Source organism: Nocardia arthritidis (genome assembly GCF_011801145.1).
Classification (GTDB): Bacteria; Actinomycetota; Actinomycetes; order Mycobacteriales; family Mycobacteriaceae; genus Nocardia; species Nocardia arthritidis_A.
Genome location: NZ_CP046172.1, coordinates 603,234 through 624,476 on the forward strand (window position 1 = coordinate 603,234; position 21,243 = coordinate 624,476).

Genomic DNA, 21,243 nt, shown 5'->3' on the forward strand with positions numbered 1-21,243 from the left:
CGTGTTCTTACCTATTTCTAGCACCTGTGCTTCAATGCTTGTAGAACGTGTTTCAGTTTGACACGTGTTTCAGTTTGTCGAAGGAGACATCTGGTGGATGACACTCGGAATTCCCGGCCCGAACTGCCCGACGGGTTCGACGTCACCGACCCCGCCATCTACGCCGAGCGAGTTCCGGTCGCGGAGTTCGCCGAGCTGCGCCGCACCGCGCCGATCTGGTGGAACCCACAGTCCCCCGAGGTCAGCGGCTTTCACGACGACGGCTTCTGGGTGGTGAGCAAGCACGCCGACGTCAAGGAGGTGTCCCGGCGCAGCGACGTCTTCTCCAGCCACGAGAACACCGCCATCCCGCGCTTCAACGACGACATCAAGCGCGAGCAGATCGAACTGCAGCGGATCGTGCTGCTGAACAAGGACGCGCCGGAACACACCAAACTGCGCAAGGTCATCGCGCGCGGTTTCACCCCGCGCGCGATAAACGGTCTGCGCGCGGAACTTTCGGCGCGGGCCGAGTCGATCGTCAAGGCGGCGGCTCAGTCCGGCTCGGGCGATTTCGTCACCCAGATCGCGTGTGAGCTGCCGCTGCAGGCGATCGCCGAATTGATCGGTGTGCCGCAGGAGGACCGGATGAAGGTCTTCACCTGGTCCAACGATATGACCGGCTACGACGATCCGGAGAGCACCGCCGATCCGGTCGCCGCATCGGTCGAAATCCTCGGCTACGCATACCAAATGGCGGCCGCGCGCAAGGCGAATCCGGCCGACGATATCGTCACGACGCTGATCGAGGCCGATATCGACGGCGACCGGCTGACCGAGGAGGAGTTCGGGTTCTTCGTCATCATGCTGGCCGTCGCGGGCAACGAGACCACCCGCAATGCCATCTCGCACGGCATGCTGGCCTTCCTCGACAATCCGGATCAGTGGGAGCTGTTCAAGAAGGAACGCCCGGCCACCGCCGCCGACGAGATCATCCGGTGGGCCACCCCGGTCACCTCGTTCCAGCGAACGGCGTTGGTGGACACCGAACTCGGCGGCGTTCAGATCAAGAAGGGGCAGCGGGTGGTGATGCTCTACCGCTCGGCCAATTTCGACGAGGACGTCTTCGAGAATCCGGAGCGCTTCGACATCATGCGCGCGGACAATCCGCATCTGGCCTTCGGCGGCACCGGCGCGCACTTCTGTATCGGTGCGAACCTCGCGCGGCTGGAGATCGATCTCATCTTCAATGCCATCGCCGACCATCTGCCGGATATCACCAAAATCGGTCCGGCCAAGCGGCTGCGGTCGGGTTGGCTCAACGGGATCAAGGGTTTTCCGGTCGACTACCGGACCGGCCGGGAAGCGCACTGAGTCGCGTCCCCTTCGTCGTCCTGTCATGGACGACGAAGGGGACGCAAATCATTCGGCTGGTTTCGCGGTCGCCATCGCGCGGTCGACCTCCCAAAAGGCCCGCAGCGCAGCGATTTTCCCGTCCGTGTCGACGCGGTAGGTGAACACGCCCTCGGCATCGATCCGCTGGCCGCCGATCCGGGTGCGGATCAATCCGGTGAAGGCGATCTCGTTGCCGCAGGCGAACGAGTCGTCGAAGCGGAATTCGATCGACTGGGTCGGCGCGATCGCCCTGTCCCAGAATGCGGCGATGGCCGCGCGACCGCGATGGCCGACCCCGTCGGGATCGAAAAACGAAGGGCCGACCGGATCTTCGACGATGCCGTCGGCGGCGAACAGGTCGAGCCACGCCGCCTTGTCCTTCGCGCGCACCGCCGCTTGCGAAGCCAGCCCGGCGGCGCGGGCCGGATGGCCGGTCTGGGTTGTCATGACGCCTTCTCGATATTCGCCTCGGCGAAGCGCCGCAGGGAGTCCTGTTTGGCGGCGAGCTCACCGTCGAATCCGATACCGTCGAAAACCCACGGCACGACGATGGCGTCGGTGACGCCCGCTGCGGCCAGCTCCTGGTATCCGGAGCGGCCGAACCGATCGATGCACACCGCTTGTATCTCGAAAGGGCTTTCGGCTCTGCCGAATTCGGCCCGCAGCGCGGTGAGTTTCCCGATGGTGCGGCACAGCTCGGCATAGGTCATCATCGCCGAGGTCCAGCCGTCGCCGACCCGGGCAGCGCGGCGCAGCGCCGCATCGGTGTGGCCGCCGATATAGAACGGCACCGGCTCGGTGGGCGCGGGGCTCATCTGGAGCTCGTCGAAATCGAAGAATTCGCCGTGGTATTCGACCATGCCCCCGCCGAGCACCAACTTGATGACCTCGATCATCTCGTCGACGCGGGCGCCGCGACGGGCGTAGGGCACCCCGCACCATTCGAATTCCTCCGGCGCCCAACCGATTCCGACTCCGAAGCCGAAGCGGTTGCCGGACAGGTTCGCCACCGAGCCGACCTGCCTGGCCAGCAGCAGGGGATTGCGGGAGCCGAGTTTGAGCACATTGGTGTAGAAGCGGATCCGGCTGGTCACCGCCGCCATGGCGGTCGCGCCGATGAGCGGATCGACCCACGGCGTATCCGGGCTCCAGAAGCGGCTGCCGTCGGCGGTGTACGGGTATTGCGCCGCGGCGGACCGCATGTAGAACAGCGAATCCGGCAGAGCGATCGATGAGAAACCGCACTCCTCGGCGGTTTTCGCCAATTCCGGCAGTTGGTCGAGTGGGCTCAGCGCGATACCGAGGGTGAACTTCACGGGCGCTCGCTCCCGACCACCCACATCGAGAAGTATTGGGACCCACCGCCATACGCGTGACCGAGCGCCTTACGGGCGTCCGCCACCTGGTAGGCCCCGGCGCGGCCCATCACCTGCTTGGCGGCCTCGGCGAACCGGATGAGCCCGGAGGCGCCGATCGGATTCGAGGACAGCACCCCGCCGGACGGATTCACCGGCAGCTTTCCGCCGATCTCGGTCTCACCCTTATCGGTGAGCTGCCAGCCTTCGCCCTCCGGCATGAAGCCCAGGTTCTCCAGCCACATCGGTTCGAACCAGGAGAAGGGGACGTAGATTTCGGCGGCGTCGATCTCCTCCAGCGGATCGGTGATGCCCGCGGCCCGCCACAGCGCGGCGGCCGCATCCCGGCCTGCCTGCGGATTGACCTGATCGCGACCCGCGAAAGTCGTTGGCTCCGTGCGCATTGCCGTGCCGTGCACCCAGGCGACCCGTTTGCCCGCGGCCTCGACCTCGGCCGCGGCGGCCGCATCGCCGATGACGATCGCGCACGCGCCATCCGATGACGGGCACGTCTCGTCGAATCGGATTGGATCCCAGAGCATTTGCGAAGCCAGCACCGATTCCAGGGTGATATCGGGCTGCCGCAGGTGCGCGAGCGGGTTCTTCGCACCGTTGCGCCGATCCTTCACCGCGACCATGGCGCCGATATGGCTGGGCGCATTGGACCGGCGGATATAGGACCGGACGTGCGGGGCGAAATAGCCGCCCGCGCCCGCGCCGACCGGCATGGTGAACGGCACCGGAATCGAAAGGGCCCACATGGCATTCGATTCCGACTGCTTCTCCCAGGCCACCGCGAGCACCCTGCGGTGCACGCCCGCCTGCACCAGATTGGCGGCGACCACACCGGTCGAACCGCCGACCGAACCCGCCGTATGCACCCGCAGCAGCGGTTTTCCGGTGGCGCCCAACGCATCCGCGAGATACAGCTCGGGCATCATGACGCCCTCGAACAGATCCGGCGCCTTGCCGACCACGACCGCGTCGATATCGGCGATGGTGAGACCGGCATCGGTGAGCGCGCGGTCGATTGCCTCACGGCACATGCCCGCCATTGATACATCGGTTCGTTTTGTCACGTGATGGGTCTGTCCGGTACCCAGCACCGCCGCAACTTCACTCACGAGTGCGCCTCCAAAACGCTAACAAGGTTCTGCTGCAGGGCCGGGCCGCTGGTGGCGTGGGCGAGCGCGCGCCCGGCCGAACCCGCCATGATGGCCTCGGCCGCGAAACCGATGCGCTCCAGGCCCGCCGCGAACATCGGATTGGCCGCCAGCGCCCCGCCGGACGGATTCACCCGGGTGCCGTTCTTCAGTCCGATGGCCTCGGTGAGAATGAGCTGCTGATGGCTGAACGGCGCATGCAGTTCCGCGATATCGAAGCCGGTATCTCCGCCGGTAACCGCTTGGGCCGCAGCCGAAGTGGAGGGGGAGACGGTGAGGTCGCGGGCGCCGAACACGGGAGTATCGATCTGGTGCGCGATTCCGGTGATCCAGGCGGGACGTTCGCACAGCTCCCTGGCCCGGTCGCCCGCGGCGAGCACGATGGCGGCCGCACCGTCGGTGATCGGCGCGATGTCGTGTGCGCGCAGTGGATCGGCGACATACGGTGCGGAAAGCAAACTTTCGACGTCGCTGTCGGCCCCCGCGGCGACCCGCGCCATATCCTGCTCGGTCCAGCGGCCGCGGTCGAGACCCGCCCGGGCCTGCAATCCGGCGATCGACAGCGCGTCCGGCCACAGCGGGGCGACCAGATACGGATCCAGCTGCATGGTGAGTATCTGGCGCAGAGTGCCCGCCGATGACTTGCCGAAGCCGTAGACCAGCGCCGTACGCGCCTGTCCCGAACGGATTTTCACCCATGCCTCGTAGAGTGCCCATGCGGCGTCCATTTCGACATGCGATTCGTTGATCGGCGGAACGGCGCCGATCGCATCGACCGCCGAGATGAACGAAAAGGCGCGTCCGGCAAGGTAATCCGAGGATCCGGAGCACCAGAAATCGATATCGGCCTTGGTGATGCCGAGCCGGTCGTACAGTTGCTGGAAACACGGCACCAGCATCTCGACGCCGTTGGTGGTGCCGAAGGTCTCCGGTACGTGTGGCGCGTGGGCGAATCCCACGATCGCGATATCGGCGGTGTTGTCGGTCAACGTATGCCTCTCACGGGATTGCGGGGTCAGAGGTGATGCTTGTAGGTGTCGTAATCGGCATCGGGTTCGCCGGTGGGCTCGAAGTGGTCGACGTTGTCGAGTCCGTAGCCCCACTCCGCGCGCGGCTTCCACACCGCGCGCACCCGCATGCCCATTCGCACTTCGCTTGCGTCGCAACCGAGTACGAGGTGCAGCACCGGGATATCCGCGCCGTCGAGCAGTACGTAGGCCGCGACGTACGGCGGTTTGATCCGCTGGCCGAGGAACGGCACGTTGACGATGCAGAAGGTGGTGACGGTGCCGTGGTCGGTCAGCTCGAGGTAGTCGTCGGTGGGCCTGCCGTCGGTCGGATTCGCGCCGCGCGGTGGGAAGTACACCTTGCCCGCGGCGTCGGTGCGCGCGCCGATCAGCTTGCCGTCGGCCAGGCCGCGCAGATACACCGTCTCCTGCGGCGATGCGGTGTGCTTGTACGCGAGATCCACCGGCGTGGTGATGATTCGGACGGGTTCCGCACTGGCTACGGAAGTGCTTGGCGCGCTGGATGTTTCGCCGGGTTCGAAGCAGGCGATGTCGTGGATTGTGCCCGTGGTCTCGGCGGCCCACCGGACGACGACGCGCAGCCCGGTGCGTATCAGTTCGGGCGACGCGACATCGACCGCGTGCAGCAGCGCGGTATCCGCGCCGTCGAGCCGGATCAACGCCCAGGCGAACGGCCGGTCGAAGGGCTGGCCCGGCAGCGGTTCTCGCACCCAGGTCCAGGATTCGACGGTACCGGTGTCGGCGACGTCGACGAATTCGGTGAGCGGGGCCGCGGTGACCGGGTCGTATTCGGCGGGCGGCACCAGCACCCTGCCGTCGGAACCGCGCACGCCGACGATCTTGCGGTCGCGCAGGCCGGTCAGGAATTTGCCGATGGTGGGGCCGACCGAACGGGTGTAGTCGAATCGCACCCGCAGGGGCGCGCTGAGCACATCCGGCGCCGTCTCCATTCCACCGGCGACGACCGTGGACGCAGTATTCCCTGGAGTCACGATATCGAGTAGAACAGGTTCTTATTCTGGTGGCAAGCAGTAGGGATGACAGCATGAAATTCGGATTGCAACTCGGATACTGGATGGCGCGGCCGCCCGCCGGTGCCGGCGAGCTGGTGCTGGCCGCGGAGGCGGCCGGATTCGATGCCGTATTCGCCGCCGAATCCTGGGGTTCGGACGCCTTCGGCCCGCTGACCTGGTGGGGCTCGCGCACCGAGCGGGTGCGGCTGGGCACCTCGGTGGTGCAGCTGTCGGCGCGCACCCCGGCGGCCACGGCCATGCACGCGCTCACCCTCGACCATCTCAGCGGCGGCCGGGCGATTCTCGGCCTCGGCGTATCCGGTCCGCAGGTGGTGGAGGGCTGGTACGGGCAGCCGTTCGGCAAACCGTTGCAGCGCACGAGGGAATACGTCGAGATAGTCAGGAAGGTGCTCGCGCGCGAGGCGCCGGTGACAAGCGGCGGCCCGCACTATCCGCTGCCGTACACCGGGCCGGGAGCGCTCGGGCTCGGCAAGCCGCTCAAGCCGATAGTGCATCCGCTACGTGCGGATTTGCCGATCTGGCTGGGTTCGGAGGGTCCGAAGAATGTGGCGCTGACGGCGGAGATCGCTGACGGCTGGCTGGCCATCTACTTCGCGCCGCGGTTGGCCGGGATGTACAACGAATGGCTCGACGAGGGTTTCGCCAGGGCGGGTGCGCGGCGGTCGCGTGCCGATTTCGAGATTGCCGCGAGTTGTCAGGTGGTCGTTACCGACGATCCGGCGAGCGAGCTGGAAAAGATGCGCTGGGTCATGGCCCTCTACATCGGCGGGATGGGTGCGCCGGAGTTGAACTTCCACGCCCAGGTCTATCGCCGGATGGGCTATGACCGCGAGGTCGACGAGATCGGCGCGCTGTTCCAGGCGGGTAAGAAGGCCGAGGCGGCCGCGGCGGTTCCGGACGAGTTGATCCACGACACCGCGATCATCGGCGACGAGGAACATGTCCGGAAACAGCTGGGCGTTTGGTCGGCGGCGGGTGTGACGATGCTGCTGGTGTCGGTTTCCGATATCGCGCAATTGCGTCGGCTCGCACCCCTTGTCGAACAGTAGAACGCGTTCTAGATTCAATGTGGTGACGACCTCTCAGGAGCCAGCAAAAGTTCTCGGACTGTGGAATATCGCCGAAGCCGAGCCCGAGCGGATCGCCATGGTCGATCCCGCGGGCCGGGAGGTGACCTATCGCGAATTGTCAACCCTCGCAAACAGATACGCCACCGGCCTGCGCGCGCTCGGGCTGACGAGCGGCGACGTGCTCGTCACCATGCTGCACAACTGCGTCGAGATGGTCGCCGCGTATTTCGCGGCCTATCAGTCCGGGCTGTACATCGTCGCGGTGAACTGGCACCTCACCGGGCCGGAGGTCGGTTATATCCTGCGCGACAGCGAGGCCAAGGCCTTCATCGCGAGCGATCGCTTCGCGGCCACCGCGCTCGCCGCCGCCGACGACGCGGAACTGCCTGCGGCAGCGCGCTTTTCGGTCGGCGACATCGACGGCTTCAAATCGGTGTCCTGGCTCGGCGCCGGAGGAACCGGGCGGCCCACCGACCGCGGCACCGGCGCGCCGATGCTCTACACCTCCGGAACGACGGGGCGGCCCAAGGGTGTTCGGCGTCCGCTCACCGGCGCCGACCCGGATGTGATTCCGCAGCACAGCACCGCCTTCTTCGGATTGTTCGGGCTGGCGCCGTACGACGAGCACGTGCACATCTGCGGTTCGCCGCTCTACCACACCGCGGTGCTGAACTTCGCGACCATCTCGATTCAGCTGGGGCACATGCTCGTACTGATGGATCGCTGGGACGCCGAGGATATGTTGCGGCTCATCGAGAAGCACCGGGTCACGCACAGCCACATGGTGCCGACCCAGTTCCATCGACTGCTCGCGCTGCCCGAGGAGGTGCGCGCCAAATACGACGTGTCATCGCTGCGCAGCATGGTGCACGGCGCGGCGCCGTGCCCGGAGGAGACCAAACGCAGAATGCTCGAATGGTGGGGGCCGACGGTCACCGAGTACTACGCGGCCACCGAGGGCGGCGGCACGGTGATCAGCGGCGCCGAGTGGCTGCGTAAACCCGGTTCCGTCGGCAAGGCGTGGCCGTGGTCGGTGATCAAGGTGCTGTCCGAGGCCGACGGCAGCGAACTGCCGCCCGGCGAGGCGGGTCTGGTCTATATGCAAATGGGCGGTTCGAGTTTCGAATACCACCACGACAAGGCCAAGACCGATGAGGCCAGGGTCGGCAACCTCTTCACCGTCGGCGATATCGGCCACCTCGACGAGGACGGCTACCTGTACCTGCACGATCGCCGCTCGGATCTGATTCTGTCCGGCGGGGTGAACATCTACCCCGCCGAGATCGAGAACGTGCTCGTCACCCATCCGAAGGTGGCCGATGTCGCGGTATTCGGTATCCCGCACGCGGATTGGGGTCAGGAGGTGAAGGCCGTCGTACAGCCCGCGGACGGAATCGAGGGTGACGCCGACCTCACGGCCGAGCTATTGGCCTTCGCCGCAACGCAATTGGCGAAGTACAAGATGCCGCGAACCATCGACTACCTGCCCGAACTGCCCCGCGATCCGAACGGCAAGCTGTACAAGCGCAAGTTGCGCGACCGGTACGTGCCCGCGACCTGAGCGGCGGTTCCCGCGCACCCAGCAGCTTCCCGCGCATGCAATCGCGTGCGCGAGAAGCTAATTGATGCGCGGCGAAACCAAACCGTATGCGGGAACGGTCGTGCGCGAATCACCTGTCGACCACGCCCTTCCCGGCCCCTGGCCTCGCCCTCCCGGAATGCTCTCAGACCGATTCGCGCAATTCCGGCGGCAGCCCGAACAGCGGGAACAGGCGCTCGGTGTCCAGGAAGAAGTTGAGCCCCGCGATGGCGTCATCGTCGAGCTCGAGCACGGTGATCGACCACGGCGTCCACACGCCGGGCTCGCCGCTCGGTTTGTAGTGACCGAAGGCGGGTGCGCCGTTGGCGCCCGACAGCCGGACCATCCGGGAATCGCGGCAGCCGCTGCCGCTGCCGAGCATGAAGGCGGCCACATTCTCCGGACCCGAGATCCACAGCTCGATCGGCGGCATGGACAGCGCCACATCGGCTTTCAGCAGGTCGGTGAGCGCGTTCATATCGTATGCCTCGAACGCCTTGACGAAATTGTCGACGAGCTTGCGCTGCTCCTCGTTCGATTCGTCGTAGTTGTCGGTGACGGTCGGCTGGACCTTCGACATGGTGGCGCGGGCCCGCTGCAGCGCGCTGTTCACCGACGCGGGCGACATGGTGAGCGCCTCGGCGGTTTCATTGGCCGAGAAGCGCAGCACCTCGCGCATGATCAGGATGGCCCGCTGGGTGGCCGGCAGATGTTGGCAGGCGGCGACGAAGGCGAGCCGCAGCGTGTCCTTGGCGGTGGCCGCCTCGGCCGGATCCGCCCCGAAGGCGAGGGCATTCGGGATCGGCTCGATCCACACGTAATCCGGCTGCGGCGCGGGCAGCGGTGAATCGGGCCGGGACGGACCGGACAGGTCCATCGGCCGGGCCCGGCGCTGTGGGCCGTCGAGCATATCGAGACAGACATTGGTGGCGATCCGGTACAGCCAGGAGCGCAGGCTGGCCCGGCCCTCGAACGAGTCGTAGGACTTCCAAGCGCGGGTGAACGTCTCCTGCACCGCGTCCTCGGCCTCGAACGACGAGCCCAGCATTCGGTAGGCGTAGGCGCACAGTTCCCGTCGGTGTCCCTCGAAGGAGGTGAGTACCTCGGCGGAAATACCCGTCGCGGATTCGGCGGGGGTGGAGATGTCGTTCATGCGTGTCACCCTGCCACAGGGCACCGACATCCGATACCCGAATGGTGCCGCCACCTGCGCAAACCAAGATCAACCGAGGCCCGCGGCGGCGCCGATTAATTCATCCCGCCCGATCCGTCTGTATTTCGATACGCGATTTTGGGACCTTGAAAGGGGCCGAGTGCCATGGCAAGCAAGATGATCTTCATCAATCTTCCGGTCACGGACCTCGGGCGGTCGATGCGCTTCTACGAGGCGCTCGGGTGGCGGGTCAACAACGAGTTCACCGACGAGAACACCGCCTGCATCGTTATCGACGACAACATCTGCCTCATGCTGCTGACCCTCGGGTTCTTCCCGAACTTCACCGCGCGCCCGATAGCGGACACGGTCGCTACCATCGGCTCGCTCTATTCGCTCGCGCTGTCGAGTGCCAGCGCTGTCGACGAATTGGTGGACGCCGCGGTGCTGGCCGGCGCGACCGAGGAGGTCAATGTGACCAAACGAGCGATGGAGGCCCAGGTCGGCATGCACGGCCGGACCTTCCTCGACCCGGATGGCCACCAATGGGAACCATTCTGGATGGAGTATCCGGGCGGCAACTGAGGGGTCGGCCAACGGGGATGGTAGGGAGGCGAAGCCGACCGGGGGCGGGTAAGCCGAGCGCGTTTCCCCGCACCGGGCCGAATATTAGTGCGGCACATGGATTTCCGTCGCTCAGCTGCCGGTGAAGGTCGGCTTGCGCTTCTCCGCGAAGGCCTTCGGACCCTCCTTGGCGTCGGCCGATTTGAATACCGCGGTGCCGAGCTTCGCATCGATCTGGAACGCGTCTTCCTCTGGGAGGCATTCGGTTTCGCGGATGGTGCGCAGGATGGCCTGCACCGCGAGCGGTCCGTTGGCGGCGATCTGCCCGGCCAGTTCCAGCGCCTTGTCCAGTGCGGTGCCGTCCGGCACCACGTGACCGATCAGGCCGATCTCCTTGGCCTCGGCCGCGGTGATGTGCCTGCCGGTGAGCAGGATGTCGGCCGCGACGGTGTACGGGATCTGCCGAACCAGCCGCACCGCCGAGCCGCCGAGCGGGAACAGGCCCCAACGCGCTTCGGACACACCGAATTTCGCGCTCTCGCCGGCCACCCGGATATCGGTGCCCTGCAGGATCTCGGTGCCGCCCGCGATGGCGGGTCCCTCCACCGCGGCGATCAGCGGCTTGGTGAGCCTGCGGCCCTTGAGCAGCGCCTCGATCCTGGACAGATCCCAGCCGCCGCCCGCGAAGGAATCGCCGGGGTGTTGGGCGGTCATGGCTTTCAGATCCGCGCCCGCGCAGAACGCGCCGCCCGCGCCGGTCAGGATCGCGACGCGAATGTCGGGATCGGCGTCCACCCGATCCCAGGCCTCGCGCATGATCGCCATCATCTCGCCGGACAGCGCATTGCGCGCCTCGGGCCGGTTCATGGTGACGATGAGGACGTTATCGCGTTTCTCGACAAGGCAATCTGGCATTGCGGAATCTCCTGACTACGGGGTTGTCAGGAACAATAACACGTTCTATTTTTAGGACTGTGAGCTACAACATAGCGGACCTTGTCGAACACGCCATCGACCTGATGCCCGATCGCGTCGCGCTCGCCGACGACAGTCGTGAGATCACCTACGCGCAGTTGGAGGAGCGGACCAATAAACTGGCCCATTACCTGCGGGAACATGGTGTCTCACCGGGGGACAAGGTCGGCATCTACTCACGCAACACGATCGAGGCCGTCGAGGCGATGGTCGCGGTGTTCAAAGCGCGGGCCGTGATGGTCAACGTGAACTTCCGATACGTCGAGAACGAGTTACAGTATATTTTCGAAAATTCGGATATGGTCGCGCTGATCCACGAGCGTCGCTACAGCGACAGGGTGGCCGCGGTTCGGCCGAGGACGCCGCTGCTGCGCACCGTCATCGTCGTGGACGACGATACGACCGGGACCACGGCGGTCGCAGCGGATTCGGTGGAATACGAAGCGGCGCTTGCCCAATCCTCCGGCGAACGGGATTTCGGCGAACGTTCGCCGGATGACATCTTCATGCTCTACACCGGCGGCACCACCGGCATGCCCAAGGGCGTGATGTGGCGGCACGAGGACTGGTGGCGGGTGCTCGGCGGCGGCATCAACTTCATCACCGGTGAGCGCGTCGAGGATGAGTGGCATCAGGCCAAGACCGGTGCGGGTAATCCGCAGCTGGTGCGCTTCCCGATTCCGCCGATGATCCACGGTGGTTCGCAGACCGCCGCCTTCCACAGCCTTTTCGACGGCGGCAAGATGGTGGTGATTCCGGAGTTCACCGGGCACGGGGTGTGGCAGCACATCGACCGGCACAAGATCAATCTCATCTTCATCACCGGTGACGCGATGGCCAGGCCGATGCTCGACGCCCTCATCGAGGGGAATCCGGAAACCGGTGCGCCATACGACCTTTCGAGTTTGTACGTGATAGCGAGCAGCGCGGCGCTCTTCTCGCCGACGCTGAAGGACCAGTTCCTGGAGCTGCTGCCGAATCGGATGATCTCCGACAACATCGGATCGTCGGAGACCGGCTTCGGCGGAATCTCGGTGGCGGCCAAGGGCGCCAACCACACCGGCGGGCCGCGGGTGAAGATCGACGCGTCCACCGCGGTGCTCGACGAGAACGGCGACCCGGTGACGCCGGGCTCCGGCCAGATCGGTCTGATCGCCCGCAGCGGGAACATTCCGCTCGGCTACTACAAGGACGAGGCCAAGACCGCGGCAACGTTCAAGGTGTACAACGGAATTCGCTACGCCATCCCCGGCGACTACGCGCGGGTGGAGGCGGACGGCACCGTCACCATGCTCGGCCGCGGCTCGGTGAGCATCAACAGCGGCGGTGAGAAGATCTATCCGGAGGAGGTCGAGGGTGCGCTGAAGACGCATCCGGAGATCTTCGACGCGCTCGTCATCGGCGTCACGGATGAGCGCTGGGGCCAACGGGTTTGCGCCGTCGTGCAGTGTCGCGGCGAAAGCCGCCCGACGCTGGCGGACCTGCGGCCGGTGCTGACCCAGGAGATCGCGCCGTACAAGCTGCCGAGAAGCCTGTGGTTCGTGGACGAGATCAAGCGCTCGCCCGCGGGCAAACCGGACTATCGGTGGGCTAAGGAGCACGCCGAATCCCGGCCCGCCGACGAACATTTGGAAGCGAGCAGCAAGTAGGCGTATTCCACCCGCCCCTTCAGCGGTAGTTGAGTTCGGCGAGCCGGTAGGCCAGTGCCCGGCGAGCCGGCCGGAACCTGCTGAGCAGGGACAGCGCCGTATTCCGGAGCAGGCGGGCGGGGTAGGGGCGCAGGGTGGCCATTCTGGTCATCCGATCCGTGAACGCGACGACGTCGAGCGCCACCGGCCGCCTTGTGTTTTCGTATGCGTCGAGCACGGTCTCCGGTTCTCCCGCCAGTACCCGGGCCAGCAGCGGGCCGAGGAAGGCCGCGTCCTGGATACCGGTGTTCATGCCCTGGCCGCCCGCCGGGCTGTGCACGTGGGCGGCATCGCCCGCGAGCAGGATCCGGCCCGCGCGGTAGCGGTCGGCCACCCGGTGGTGCACCCGGAAACGTGAACTCCACAGTGTTTCCAGGACTTTCACGTCACCGCCGGGTCCGCGGGCATCGATGATCCGCTGGATGTCCTCGATCGTCGGGTGTTCGGACGCCTCGGCTACGGTGGCGACCACCCGGTAGCGGTTCGGTGCGTCATCGTCCGGCAGCGGTGCGACGACCATGACGCCCTCGGGTGAAAGATGCAGCGCCACTTGGCTGCGCGGGATCGGCCAGTTCATCCGGACGTCGGCGAGTACGAAGGATTCCGGATAGGTGGCTCCGGTGAAGTCGATGCCCGCCTGCTCGCGGACCACGCTGTGCATACCGTCCGCACCGACGACGTAGTCGGCGTTGATCGTTCCTGCTGCACCGGTCGCATCGGTGTATCCGACTGTGACGCAGCCATTTTCGTCGGTGATTCGGGTGACACGGTACGGACGGTGCACCGTCGCGCCCGCCAGGTGCAGCCGATCGAGCAGCACGGCCTCGGTGGTGTCCTGCGGGACCATCAGCGCATACGGAAAATCCGTTGGGAGGCCGGTGAATTCGATGGAGCCGAGGGTGCGTGCGCCATCGCGGACGGTGAATATCGGCGCCTCGGTGCCGTGCACCATCAACTCGTTCGCGATGCCGAGGTCGCGCAGCACCTCCAGTGTCCTGGCGTGCACCACGGCTGCGCGCGAAGTATTGGCGCCCTCGGCGAGCTGATCCAGCAGGACGAAATCCACGCCGGCGTCGGCGAGGGTGATGGCGACGGTCAGTCCGGCGGGACCGGCGCCGACGATGACGACCGAGGTGGTGTCCGGCAGCGGGTTGATCTGGTCGGCGGTCATCGGAACTCCTATGTCAACAAGTGTGGGCCAACGCTTGTTGGCAATGATAATTCCGGGTTGCCGTGAAGTCAACAGATGTTGGCCTACACTTGTTGGCATGACTGATGCGCCTGATCAACCGGCACGCCGCTCGGACGCGACCCGCGCGGCGATCCTCGAGGCGGCGCGTGCCCGCTTCGCCGCCGAGGGTTTCCGCAAGGCGACCGTTCGTGCCATCGCAGCCGACGCGGCCATCGACCCGTCCATGGTCATGCGCTACTTCGGCAGCAAGGATGGGCTGTTCGCGGCAGCGGTCGATATCGATCTGGAATTGCCGGACCTCATCGCGACCGACCCGGATGCCATGGGGGAGTTGCTGGTGCGACGTTTTCTGGAGATCTGGGAGCCGCCGGGCAACGAGGTCATGCTGACCCTGCTCCGCTCGTCCATCGCCGATGATGCGGTCACCCAGCGCTTTCGTGCCGTCTTCGCCGACCAGATCCTCCCGGCGGTGCTACGCGTCGGCGACCCCGTCGACGCGCCCAAGCGCAGCGGTTTGATCGTCACCCAACTCCTGGGTCTGGCCCTGTGCCGCTATGTCCTCCGGCTCCCCCCGGTCATCGCCCTCACACCCGATGAGCTCATCGCCGAAATCGGCCCCACCATCCAGCGCTATCTGGGTTCGGTGCCGCGATAGCCGATGGCGCCCTCGCCGCTGATTCATCGCGTCGTGCAACGGGGTGGTACCACGCGGTACCATCAGGGGATGGCCGGTCTGAATGTCAGGTTCACCGACGAGGAACTTGGCGCGCTGCGCCAGCGCGCCGAAGCAGAGGGTCGCAGCATGCAGCAGTTCGTGCACGATGCGGTGATCAAGGCGATCAACGAGCATGCGCGGCTGTTCAACGAAGCCGCTGACCATGTGCTACGGGTCAGTGAGGAGCTGAACCGAAGGCTGGCCTGATGCAGTATCTGACGCTGCCCGAACTGCTGAAGCTCGCCGAACGATTGGGCACTCCGGACGTGCGGGACTACGGACTGCTCGAGTCGGCACTTGCTCGTCCTCAGGCGAGCGTATTCGGTCAGGATGCGTATTCCGATGTGTGGCAAAAAGCTGCCGCGCTGATGGATTCGCTGGCGCGTAATCACGGCCTGATCGACGACAATAAGCGACTGGCCTGGTATGCCACCTGGGTCTTCCTGCACATGAACGGCCATCCGTTGGATGCGGAGTTCGACGTCGACGATGCTGAAGCCTTTGTCCTTGATGTGTGCCAGGGCAGGCTCGAGGTGTCACAGATCGCTGGACACTTGTCGAAGTTCACTCGCTGATCGCGCTATCGATCTGCTGATCAGGTTGCGGCAGGCTATCGCGAAACAGGTCCATTATGTCGTCGGTGCTCATGCCTGCTATGTCCTTGCTCCGCGCGGATCTACGCAGTCGACGGGCAAGGAGTTGCCCGCGACTCGGGAGGTCTTCGCTTCGCACACTTCGAAGTGTGCCATCGAATGGGGAGCACCGACACCGCCTTCACAAAGGGGTGTTACGTGAAGGCGGTGAAGGGAGGCTTGCGGTCGCCGCTACGAGTCGGCGGGCTTTACGCCGGGGCGGCGAGGAGGGCGCCGAGGGCGCGGAGGTGGTCGGGGGCGGGGCCGAGGGCGAATTCGTTGTGTTTGGCCGCGGTGAAGTAGTTGTGCACGATGTGGTCGCGGTCGATGCCGACGCCGCCGTGTACGTGGACGACGGTGTGCGCGACGCGGTGGCCCGCGTCGGCGGCCCAGAATTTGGCGGTGTGCACGGCCGCGGCGGCCGGTAGCCCTTCGGCGAGCAGCCAGGCGGCCTGGGTGACGGCCAGGCGCAGACCCTGCACGTCGATGTAGCCGTCGGCCAAGCGCTGGGCGACGGCCTGGAAGCTGCCCACCTTGCGGCCGAATTGTTCGCGCTCCCTTGTGTATTCGGCGACCAGCTCCAGCGCCCGCTCGACGGTGCCGAGTTGCTGGGCGCTGAGGCCGAGCCAGGCGCGGACGAGGATCCAGTCGAGGATCTCCGCACCGGACGCCGTGGTTCCGATCAATTCGGCTGGGGCGTCGGTGAATTCGACGAGATATTCGGCGCCGCGATCGGTGACCTGCTGTGCGGTGACGCGCACGGCGGCCGGATCGACCAGGAATACCGCCGCCGCGCCGGAAACCGTTGCCGGGACCAGGATCCGCGCGGCCTGCGCGGCGAACGGTACGGCGGTCTTGACGCCGGTGAGCCGCCAGCCATCGGCGGTTTCGGTGGCGACGGTGGCGGGCCGAGCGGGCTCCCAGTTGTGCTCTTCGGCCAGCGCGACGGTGAGGATCGCCTGTCCGGCGGCGGCCCGGGTGGCCCAATCCTGCTGCGCCGCATCGCCGAATCGGGCCAGCGCGCCCGCGCCGAGCACGATCGACCACAGGTACGGCACCGCCGCGACGGCCCGGCCCAGTTCGCGCAGCACCGCGGTCTGTTCCAACTCGCCGAGGTCGTTGCCGCCGACCGCATCGGGCAGGGCGGCCGCCAGCACCCCGGTCTCGGCCAGCGAGCTCCACAGCGGTTCGTCGAAACGCACGTCCGCGGTGTCGAGTTCGCGCAGCCGGTCGGCGGTGACGAGTTTGCCGCAGATCTCGCCGGTCAGCCTGGCCAGGTCGAGCTGTGCCTCGGTGGGTGTGAAATCCATTGGTATCTACCTGCTTTCCCGATCAGCGCGCCGCGGCAGGCTGCTTGAGCGCCGTCATGGCGATGATGTCGCGCTGGACCTCGTTGGTGCCGCCGCCGAAGGTGAGGATGAGCGCGGCCCTGTGCATCCGCTCCAACCTGCCGCGCAGCACCGAGCCCGGCGAGTCCTGTCGCAGATAGGCTTGCGGCCCAAGGACTTCCATCAGCAGCCGGTATGCCTCGGTGGCCAGTTCGGTGCCGTAGACCTTGCAGGTCGACGCGTCCCACGGTCGCGGTGCGGCATCTCCGCCGGCATCGGCGCGGCTGGCGATCTCCCAGTTGAGCAGCTTCAGGTATTCGACCTTCGCGTGCACCCGGGCCAGATTGAGCTGAACCCATTCCCGGTCGATCACGCGGGAACCGTTGCTGTCCTTGGTCTCTCGCGCCCACTCCACGGTCTGGCGCAGCGCCAGCTGTAGCGGCGCGGCCGAGGTGAGCGCGACGCGTTCGTGGTTGAGCTGGTTGGTGATCAGCGCCCAGCCGCCGTTCTCCTGTCCGACCAGCGCACTCGTCGGCACCCGGACGTCCTGGTAATAGGTGGCGCTGGTGTCCGGGCCCGCCATGGTGTGCACGGGTGTCCAGGAGAAGCCGTCGGCCGTGGTCGGCACGATGAGCATGCTGATGCCCTTGTGCTTCTTGACGTTCGGGTCGGTGCGCACCGCGAGCCAGACATAGTCGGCGTACGCGATGAGGCTGGTCCACATCTTCTGTCCGTTGATCACGTATTCGTCGCCGTCGCGCACCGCGCTGGTGCGCAGGCTGGCCAGGTCGGTGCCCGCACCCGGCTCGGAATAGCCGATGGCGAAGTGCAATTCGCCCGCGGCGATCTTGGGCAGGAAGAAGCGCTTCTGCTCCTCGCTGCCGTAGTGCATGATCGTCGGCGCCACCGAGTTGATGGTCAGGAACGGCACCGGCGCGCCCGCGATGGCCGCCTCGTCGGTGAAGATGAGCTGATCCATCGTCGGACGGTCCTGTCCGCCATATTCTTTCGGCCAGCCGAGGGCGAGCCAGCCGTCGCGGCCCATCTCGCGCACGACCTCCCGATAGACATTGCCCTGCCCGTACTCGCCGGTCTGCGCGCTGAGCGCGATCCGGCGCTCGGGGGTGATCAGCTTCGCGAAGTAGTCGCGCAGTTCCGCCTGCAGCGCTTCCTGTTGCGGCGTGTACGCGATGCGCATGGCGATACCTGCCTTCGTTCGTTCGAGTTCACCCGATCATTGCATATCGACTGAAACATGTTCCAGTATTGCCAACCGATGTGGCCGATGACGGCGCGCGTCGCACCATTGGCTTGTAGGCTGCGAACAGAGTCGGATGAAGGAGTGCTCATGAAGGTCATCGTCGATTTCGACCAGTGCGAAGCGAATGGAATCTGCGTTGGAATCGCCCCCGACGTCTTTGAACTCGATGACGAGGACCAGCTGCACATTCGAGTCGCCGAGGTGCCCGCCGATCGGCTCGCCGATGTCGAGGACGCCGTCGCGCAATGTCCGAAGGCGGCGCTGCGGCTCGGGTGAGCAATCCTTGCCGTAGATAAGAACACGTTCTAAAGTCGGCCCCGTGGGAGATCTGGAACACAGCCTGGCGGGCCGAGTGGCGATCGTGACCGGCGGCGGCGCCGGACTGGGGCGGGCCGAGGCGCTCGCGCTGGCCGAGGCCGGCGCCTCGGTGGTGCTCAACGACCTGTCGGAATCCGGCGCGGTGGCCGACACCATGGCGGAGATCCGGGCGCGCGGCGCCAAGGCCGAGTTCGTCGCGGGCAGCATTGCCGAGCGAACCACCGCCGATGCCCTGATCCGCACCGCGGACGAGGCGTTCGGCGGGGTGGACATCGTGGTGAACAACGCGGGCATCACCCGGGACAAGATGCTGTTCAACATGTCCGACGAGGATTTCGACGCGGTGATCGCGGTACATCTGCGCGGCCACTTCCTGTTGTGCCGCAACGCCGCCGCGTATTGGCGCGGCAAATCCAAGGCCGCGGGCGGGCCGGTGTACGGCAGGCTGATCAACACCTCGTCCGAGGCGGGTCTGCTCGGTCCGGAGGGGCAGGCCAACTATGGCGCCGCCAAGGCGGGTATCACGGCGCTGACCTTGTCGGCGGCCCGGGCGCTGTCCCGATATGGGGTGCGCGCCAACGCGATTGCCCCGCGCGCCCGCACCGCGATGACCGCGTCGGTGTTCAGCGCCGCGCCCGAGGGCGAGGTGGATCCGCTGTCGCCGGACCATGTGGCCCGGCTCGTCGCGTATCTCGCATCGCCCGCCGCCGACGCGATCAACGGTCAACTGTTCGTCGTATACGGCGGCATGGTCGCGCTGATGGCGGCGCCGGTGGTCGAACACCGCTTCGATGCGGCGAACGGTGAATGGGCGCAGTCCGAGCTGGCCGCGACCCTCGGCGATTACTTCGCGGAACATCCTGCGGGCCAGACCTTCTCGGCCTCGTCGCTGTTGGATCTGAGCTGACGCCGCACTTTCGGCGAAACCTGGGGGCCGACGAGTGTTGATCACTCGTCCGGGGCTTGGTAGACATGGGGGTCATGGTGTGTATCGCCTCACAAAGGTGCCGGCACATATTTTTGATACCCGTTTCAGTTTCCTATCCAGGCCCATAGAAAAAGTGCAGCTTAAATGTGGCCAAAAGCTTCCAGCGCGCTAGTGAACGTGTTCTAATCGTTGCGGCGGTGCTGCCACGGTGGCGTGGTATGCCGTGTGCTGTACGAGCTGATCGAGCAAGGAGGATCGCGCCATGAACGAGGTCCTTGCCGTGCCGCTGCGCGCCGTTGGCGGATTTTTCGAAGTCGTCGCCGAAGTTGCGCGTTTCAGCGTGCGCAGGCCCTTTCAATGGCGCGAGTTCATCGACCAATCCTGGTTCATCGCACGGGTTTCCATCCTGCCGACACTCTTGGTCGCCATTCCGTTCACCGTGCTGGTGAGCTTCACGCTGAACATTCTGTTGCGCGAGATCGGCGCGGCCGACCTCAGCGGGGCCGGTGCGGCATTCGGCGCGGTGACCCAGGTCGGGCCGATCGTCACGGTGCTGATCGTCGCCGGCGCCGGTGCGACCGCCATCTGCGCCGACCTCGGCGCGCGGACCATCCGCGAAGAGATCGACGCCATGAAGGTGCTCGGTATCAACCCGGTGCAGCGGCTGGTGGTGCCGCGGGTGCTGGCCTCGATGTTCGTCGCGCTGATGCTGAACAGCCTGGTCTGCACCATCGGCATCGTCGGCGGCTTCCTGTTCTCGGTATTCCTGCAGGATGTGAATCCGGGCGCGTTCGTCAACGGGATCACGCTGCTCACCCACCTGCCCGAATTGGTGATCTCCGAGGTCAAGGCCGGGCTGTTCGGTTTGATAGCCGGGCTGGTGGCCTGTTATCTCGGGCTCAATGTAAAAGGCGGGCCGAAGAGCGTCGGCGATGCGGTGAATCAGACCGTCGTCTTCGCGTTCATGGCCCTTTTCGTGGTGAATGTGGTGGTCACCGCGGTCGGTATCAAGTTCACGGCGCGGTGAACCCATGGCTTTCGTGATCGAGTCCCGCTTCCCGCGTACCGTGCGACGGGTGCGTCGAATGTCGGACTCGCTCGATTCGGTCGGTAAACAGGCCGTGTTCTATGTTCAGGCCCTCGGTTCCATTCCGCGGGCGCTGTTGCATTACCGCACCGAGACGATCCGGCTCATTGCCGAAATCAGTATGGGCACCGGCGCATTGGCGGTGATCGGCGGCACTGTCGTAATTGTCGGATTCTTAACGCTGTTTGCGGGCGGAACCATCGCCGTGCAAGGTTACAGTTCACTCGGCAATATCGGCGTCGAAGCGCTCACCGGATTCTTCGCCGCATTCATCAATGTGCGTATTGCGGCGCCGGTGATTTCGGGTATCGGGCTGGCCGCGACGATCGGCGCCGGCTCCACCGCACAACTCGGCGCCATGCGGGTGGCCGAGGAGATCGATGCGCTGGAGTCCATGGCGATCCGGCCGGTGCCGTATCTGGTCGGCACCAGGGTGCTGGCCGGGATGATCGCCATCATTCCGCTGTACGCGCTCGCGGTGATCGCCTCCTTCATCGCCAGCCGCTTCGCCACCGTCGGCATCTATAAGCAGTCGGCGGGCGTATACGACCACTATTTCCGGACCTTTCTGATTCCGAGCGATATCCTCTGGTCGTTCGCGCAGGCGATCTTCATGGCCCTGGCCGTCATGCTGATCCACACCTACTACGGCTTCAACGCCGCGGGCGGGCCGGTCGGCGTCGGCATCGCGGTCGGCAACGCGGTGCGGGCCTCGCTGGTCGCGGTGGTGACGGTGACCCTGCTGATCTCGCTCGCCATCTACGGCACCTCCGGCAACTTCCACCTCTCGGGATAGCGG

Annotated in this window: 22 protein-coding genes; 12 read left to right on the plus strand and 10 right to left on the minus strand. The window is 65.8% G+C overall.

What is annotated here, in order from left to right; translation table 11 throughout:
- The first annotated feature begins 93 nt into the window (after positions 1–93).
- Positions 94–1,353, plus strand: a complete 1,260-nt coding sequence (locus tag F5544_RS02840) for a cytochrome P450 (RefSeq protein ID WP_167471716.1) — start codon at positions 94–96, stop codon at positions 1,351–1,353.
- A 48-nt stretch (positions 1,354–1,401) separates the two neighbouring features.
- On the opposite strand, the gene F5544_RS02845 is transcribed toward F5544_RS02840, so the two are convergent.
- Genes F5544_RS02845 through F5544_RS02865 form a run of 5 tightly spaced genes read right to left on the minus strand, consistent with a single transcriptional unit; the run spans position 1,402 to position 5,870 of the window.
- Positions 1,402–1,821 (minus strand): nuclear transport factor 2 family protein, encoded by a 420-nt coding sequence (locus F5544_RS02845; protein ID WP_167471717.1) that lies wholly within the window; start codon positions 1,819–1,821, stop codon positions 1,402–1,404.
- Positions 1,818–2,690 carry a TIGR03619 family F420-dependent LLM class oxidoreductase gene (locus F5544_RS02850; protein ID WP_167471718.1) on the minus strand — a complete coding sequence of 291 codons (873 nt, stop codon included), beginning with the start codon at positions 2,688–2,690 and terminating at the stop codon, positions 1,818–1,820. Before F5544_RS02850 ends, F5544_RS02845 begins: the two co-directional genes overlap by 4 nt.
- Complete coding sequence (locus F5544_RS02855; protein ID WP_167471719.1) at positions 2,687–3,853, minus strand: thiolase domain-containing protein; 1,167 nt, start codon at positions 3,851–3,853, stop codon at positions 2,687–2,689. The genes F5544_RS02850 and F5544_RS02855 overlap by 4 nt, the downstream gene beginning before the upstream one ends.
- Positions 3,850–4,881, minus strand: coding sequence for a thiolase domain-containing protein (locus F5544_RS02860; RefSeq protein WP_167471720.1), 1,032 nt, complete (start codon positions 4,879–4,881; stop codon positions 3,850–3,852). Before F5544_RS02860 ends, F5544_RS02855 begins: the two co-directional genes overlap by 4 nt.
- 26 nt (positions 4,882–4,907) lie before the next feature.
- A complete protein-coding gene (locus F5544_RS02865) occupies positions 4,908–5,870 on the minus strand; it encodes a Zn-ribbon domain-containing OB-fold protein (RefSeq protein ID WP_167478948.1) in 963 nt (320 codons plus the stop codon).
- Positions 5,871–5,965: 95 nt separating this feature from the next.
- Between F5544_RS02865 and F5544_RS02870 the strand changes: the two genes are divergently transcribed.
- On the plus strand, positions 5,966–7,003 hold the full coding sequence (locus F5544_RS02870; protein WP_167471721.1) for an LLM class F420-dependent oxidoreductase: 1,038 nt from the start codon (positions 5,966–5,968) through the stop codon (positions 7,001–7,003).
- A gap of 22 nt (positions 7,004–7,025) precedes the next feature.
- Positions 7,026–8,585, plus strand: a complete 1,560-nt coding sequence (locus tag F5544_RS02875) for an acyl-CoA synthetase (RefSeq protein WP_167471722.1) — start codon at positions 7,026–7,028, stop codon at positions 8,583–8,585.
- 163 nt (positions 8,586–8,748) lie between these two features.
- Here the strand turns inward: F5544_RS02875 and F5544_RS02880 are convergent, their stop codons facing one another.
- Positions 8,749–9,756 carry a sigma-70 family RNA polymerase sigma factor gene (locus tag F5544_RS02880; RefSeq protein ID WP_167471723.1) on the minus strand — a complete coding sequence of 336 codons (1,008 nt, stop codon included), beginning with the start codon at positions 9,754–9,756 and terminating at the stop codon, positions 8,749–8,751.
- A gap of 165 nt (positions 9,757–9,921) precedes the next feature.
- Between F5544_RS02880 and F5544_RS02885 the strand changes: the two genes are divergently transcribed.
- The gene (locus tag F5544_RS02885; RefSeq protein ID WP_167471724.1) at positions 9,922–10,341 is read left to right on the plus strand and encodes a VOC family protein; all 420 of its coding nucleotides are present in this window, start codon (positions 9,922–9,924) and stop codon (positions 10,339–10,341) included.
- 111 nt (positions 10,342–10,452) lie between these two features.
- On the opposite strand, the gene F5544_RS02890 is transcribed toward F5544_RS02885, so the two are convergent.
- Entirely contained in the window at positions 10,453–11,235 is a 783-nt protein-coding gene (locus F5544_RS02890; RefSeq protein ID WP_167471725.1) for a crotonase/enoyl-CoA hydratase family protein, read from the minus strand.
- A 59-nt stretch (positions 11,236–11,294) separates the two neighbouring features.
- On the opposite strand from F5544_RS02890, the gene F5544_RS02895 reads away from it, so the two are divergent.
- Entirely contained in the window at positions 11,295–12,944 is a 1,650-nt protein-coding gene (locus F5544_RS02895; protein ID WP_167471726.1) for an acyl-CoA synthetase, read from the plus strand.
- A gap of 19 nt (positions 12,945–12,963) precedes the next feature.
- On the opposite strand, the gene F5544_RS02900 is transcribed toward F5544_RS02895, so the two are convergent.
- The gene (locus F5544_RS02900; RefSeq protein WP_167471727.1) at positions 12,964–14,154 is read right to left on the minus strand and encodes an FAD-dependent monooxygenase; all 1,191 of its coding nucleotides are present in this window, start codon (positions 14,152–14,154) and stop codon (positions 12,964–12,966) included.
- A 97-nt stretch (positions 14,155–14,251) separates the two neighbouring features.
- Here F5544_RS02900 and F5544_RS02905 point away from each other — a divergent pair, with 97 nt between their 5' ends.
- From F5544_RS02905 to F5544_RS02915, 3 genes are all read left to right on the plus strand, one after another.
- Positions 14,252–14,830, plus strand: coding sequence for a TetR family transcriptional regulator (locus F5544_RS02905; RefSeq protein ID WP_167471728.1), 579 nt, complete (start codon positions 14,252–14,254; stop codon positions 14,828–14,830).
- Positions 14,831–14,899: 69 nt separating this feature from the next.
- Positions 14,900–15,097, plus strand: coding sequence for a hypothetical protein (locus tag F5544_RS02910; RefSeq protein ID WP_167471729.1), 198 nt, complete (start codon positions 14,900–14,902; stop codon positions 15,095–15,097).
- Positions 15,094–15,465 (plus strand): type II toxin-antitoxin system death-on-curing family toxin, encoded by a 372-nt coding sequence (locus F5544_RS02915; protein WP_428847160.1) that lies wholly within the window; start codon positions 15,094–15,096, stop codon positions 15,463–15,465. Before F5544_RS02910 ends, F5544_RS02915 begins: the two co-directional genes overlap by 4 nt.
- Positions 15,466–15,731: 266 nt before the next feature.
- Here F5544_RS02915 and F5544_RS02920 read toward each other — a convergent pair whose 3' ends face one another.
- Positions 15,732–16,832, minus strand: a complete 1,101-nt coding sequence (locus F5544_RS02920) for an acyl-CoA dehydrogenase family protein (protein ID WP_167471731.1) — start codon at positions 16,830–16,832, stop codon at positions 15,732–15,734.
- A 22-nt stretch (positions 16,833–16,854) separates the two neighbouring features.
- Positions 16,855–18,048 carry an acyl-CoA dehydrogenase family protein gene (locus F5544_RS02925; protein WP_167471732.1) on the minus strand — a complete coding sequence of 398 codons (1,194 nt, stop codon included), beginning with the start codon at positions 18,046–18,048 and terminating at the stop codon, positions 16,855–16,857.
- Positions 18,049–18,198: 150 nt separating this feature from the next.
- Here F5544_RS02925 and F5544_RS02930 point away from each other — a divergent pair, with 150 nt between their 5' ends.
- The 4 genes from F5544_RS02930 (at position 18,199) to F5544_RS02945 (ending at position 21,240) form a co-directional block, all read left to right on the plus strand.
- Positions 18,199–18,387 carry a ferredoxin gene (locus F5544_RS02930; protein WP_167471733.1) on the plus strand — a complete coding sequence of 63 codons (189 nt, stop codon included), beginning with the start codon at positions 18,199–18,201 and terminating at the stop codon, positions 18,385–18,387.
- 43 nt (positions 18,388–18,430) lie between these two features.
- The gene (locus tag F5544_RS02935; protein WP_174867254.1) at positions 18,431–19,336 is read left to right on the plus strand and encodes a 3-oxoacyl-ACP reductase; all 906 of its coding nucleotides are present in this window, start codon (positions 18,431–18,433) and stop codon (positions 19,334–19,336) included.
- Between the two features lie 283 nt (positions 19,337–19,619).
- On the plus strand, positions 19,620–20,384 hold the full coding sequence (locus F5544_RS02940; protein WP_167471734.1) for an MlaE family ABC transporter permease: 765 nt from the start codon (positions 19,620–19,622) through the stop codon (positions 20,382–20,384).
- A gap of 4 nt (positions 20,385–20,388) precedes the next feature.
- A complete protein-coding gene (locus tag F5544_RS02945; RefSeq protein ID WP_167471735.1) occupies positions 20,389–21,240 on the plus strand; it encodes an MlaE family ABC transporter permease in 852 nt (283 codons plus the stop codon).
- Positions 21,241–21,243 lie beyond the last annotated feature (3 nt).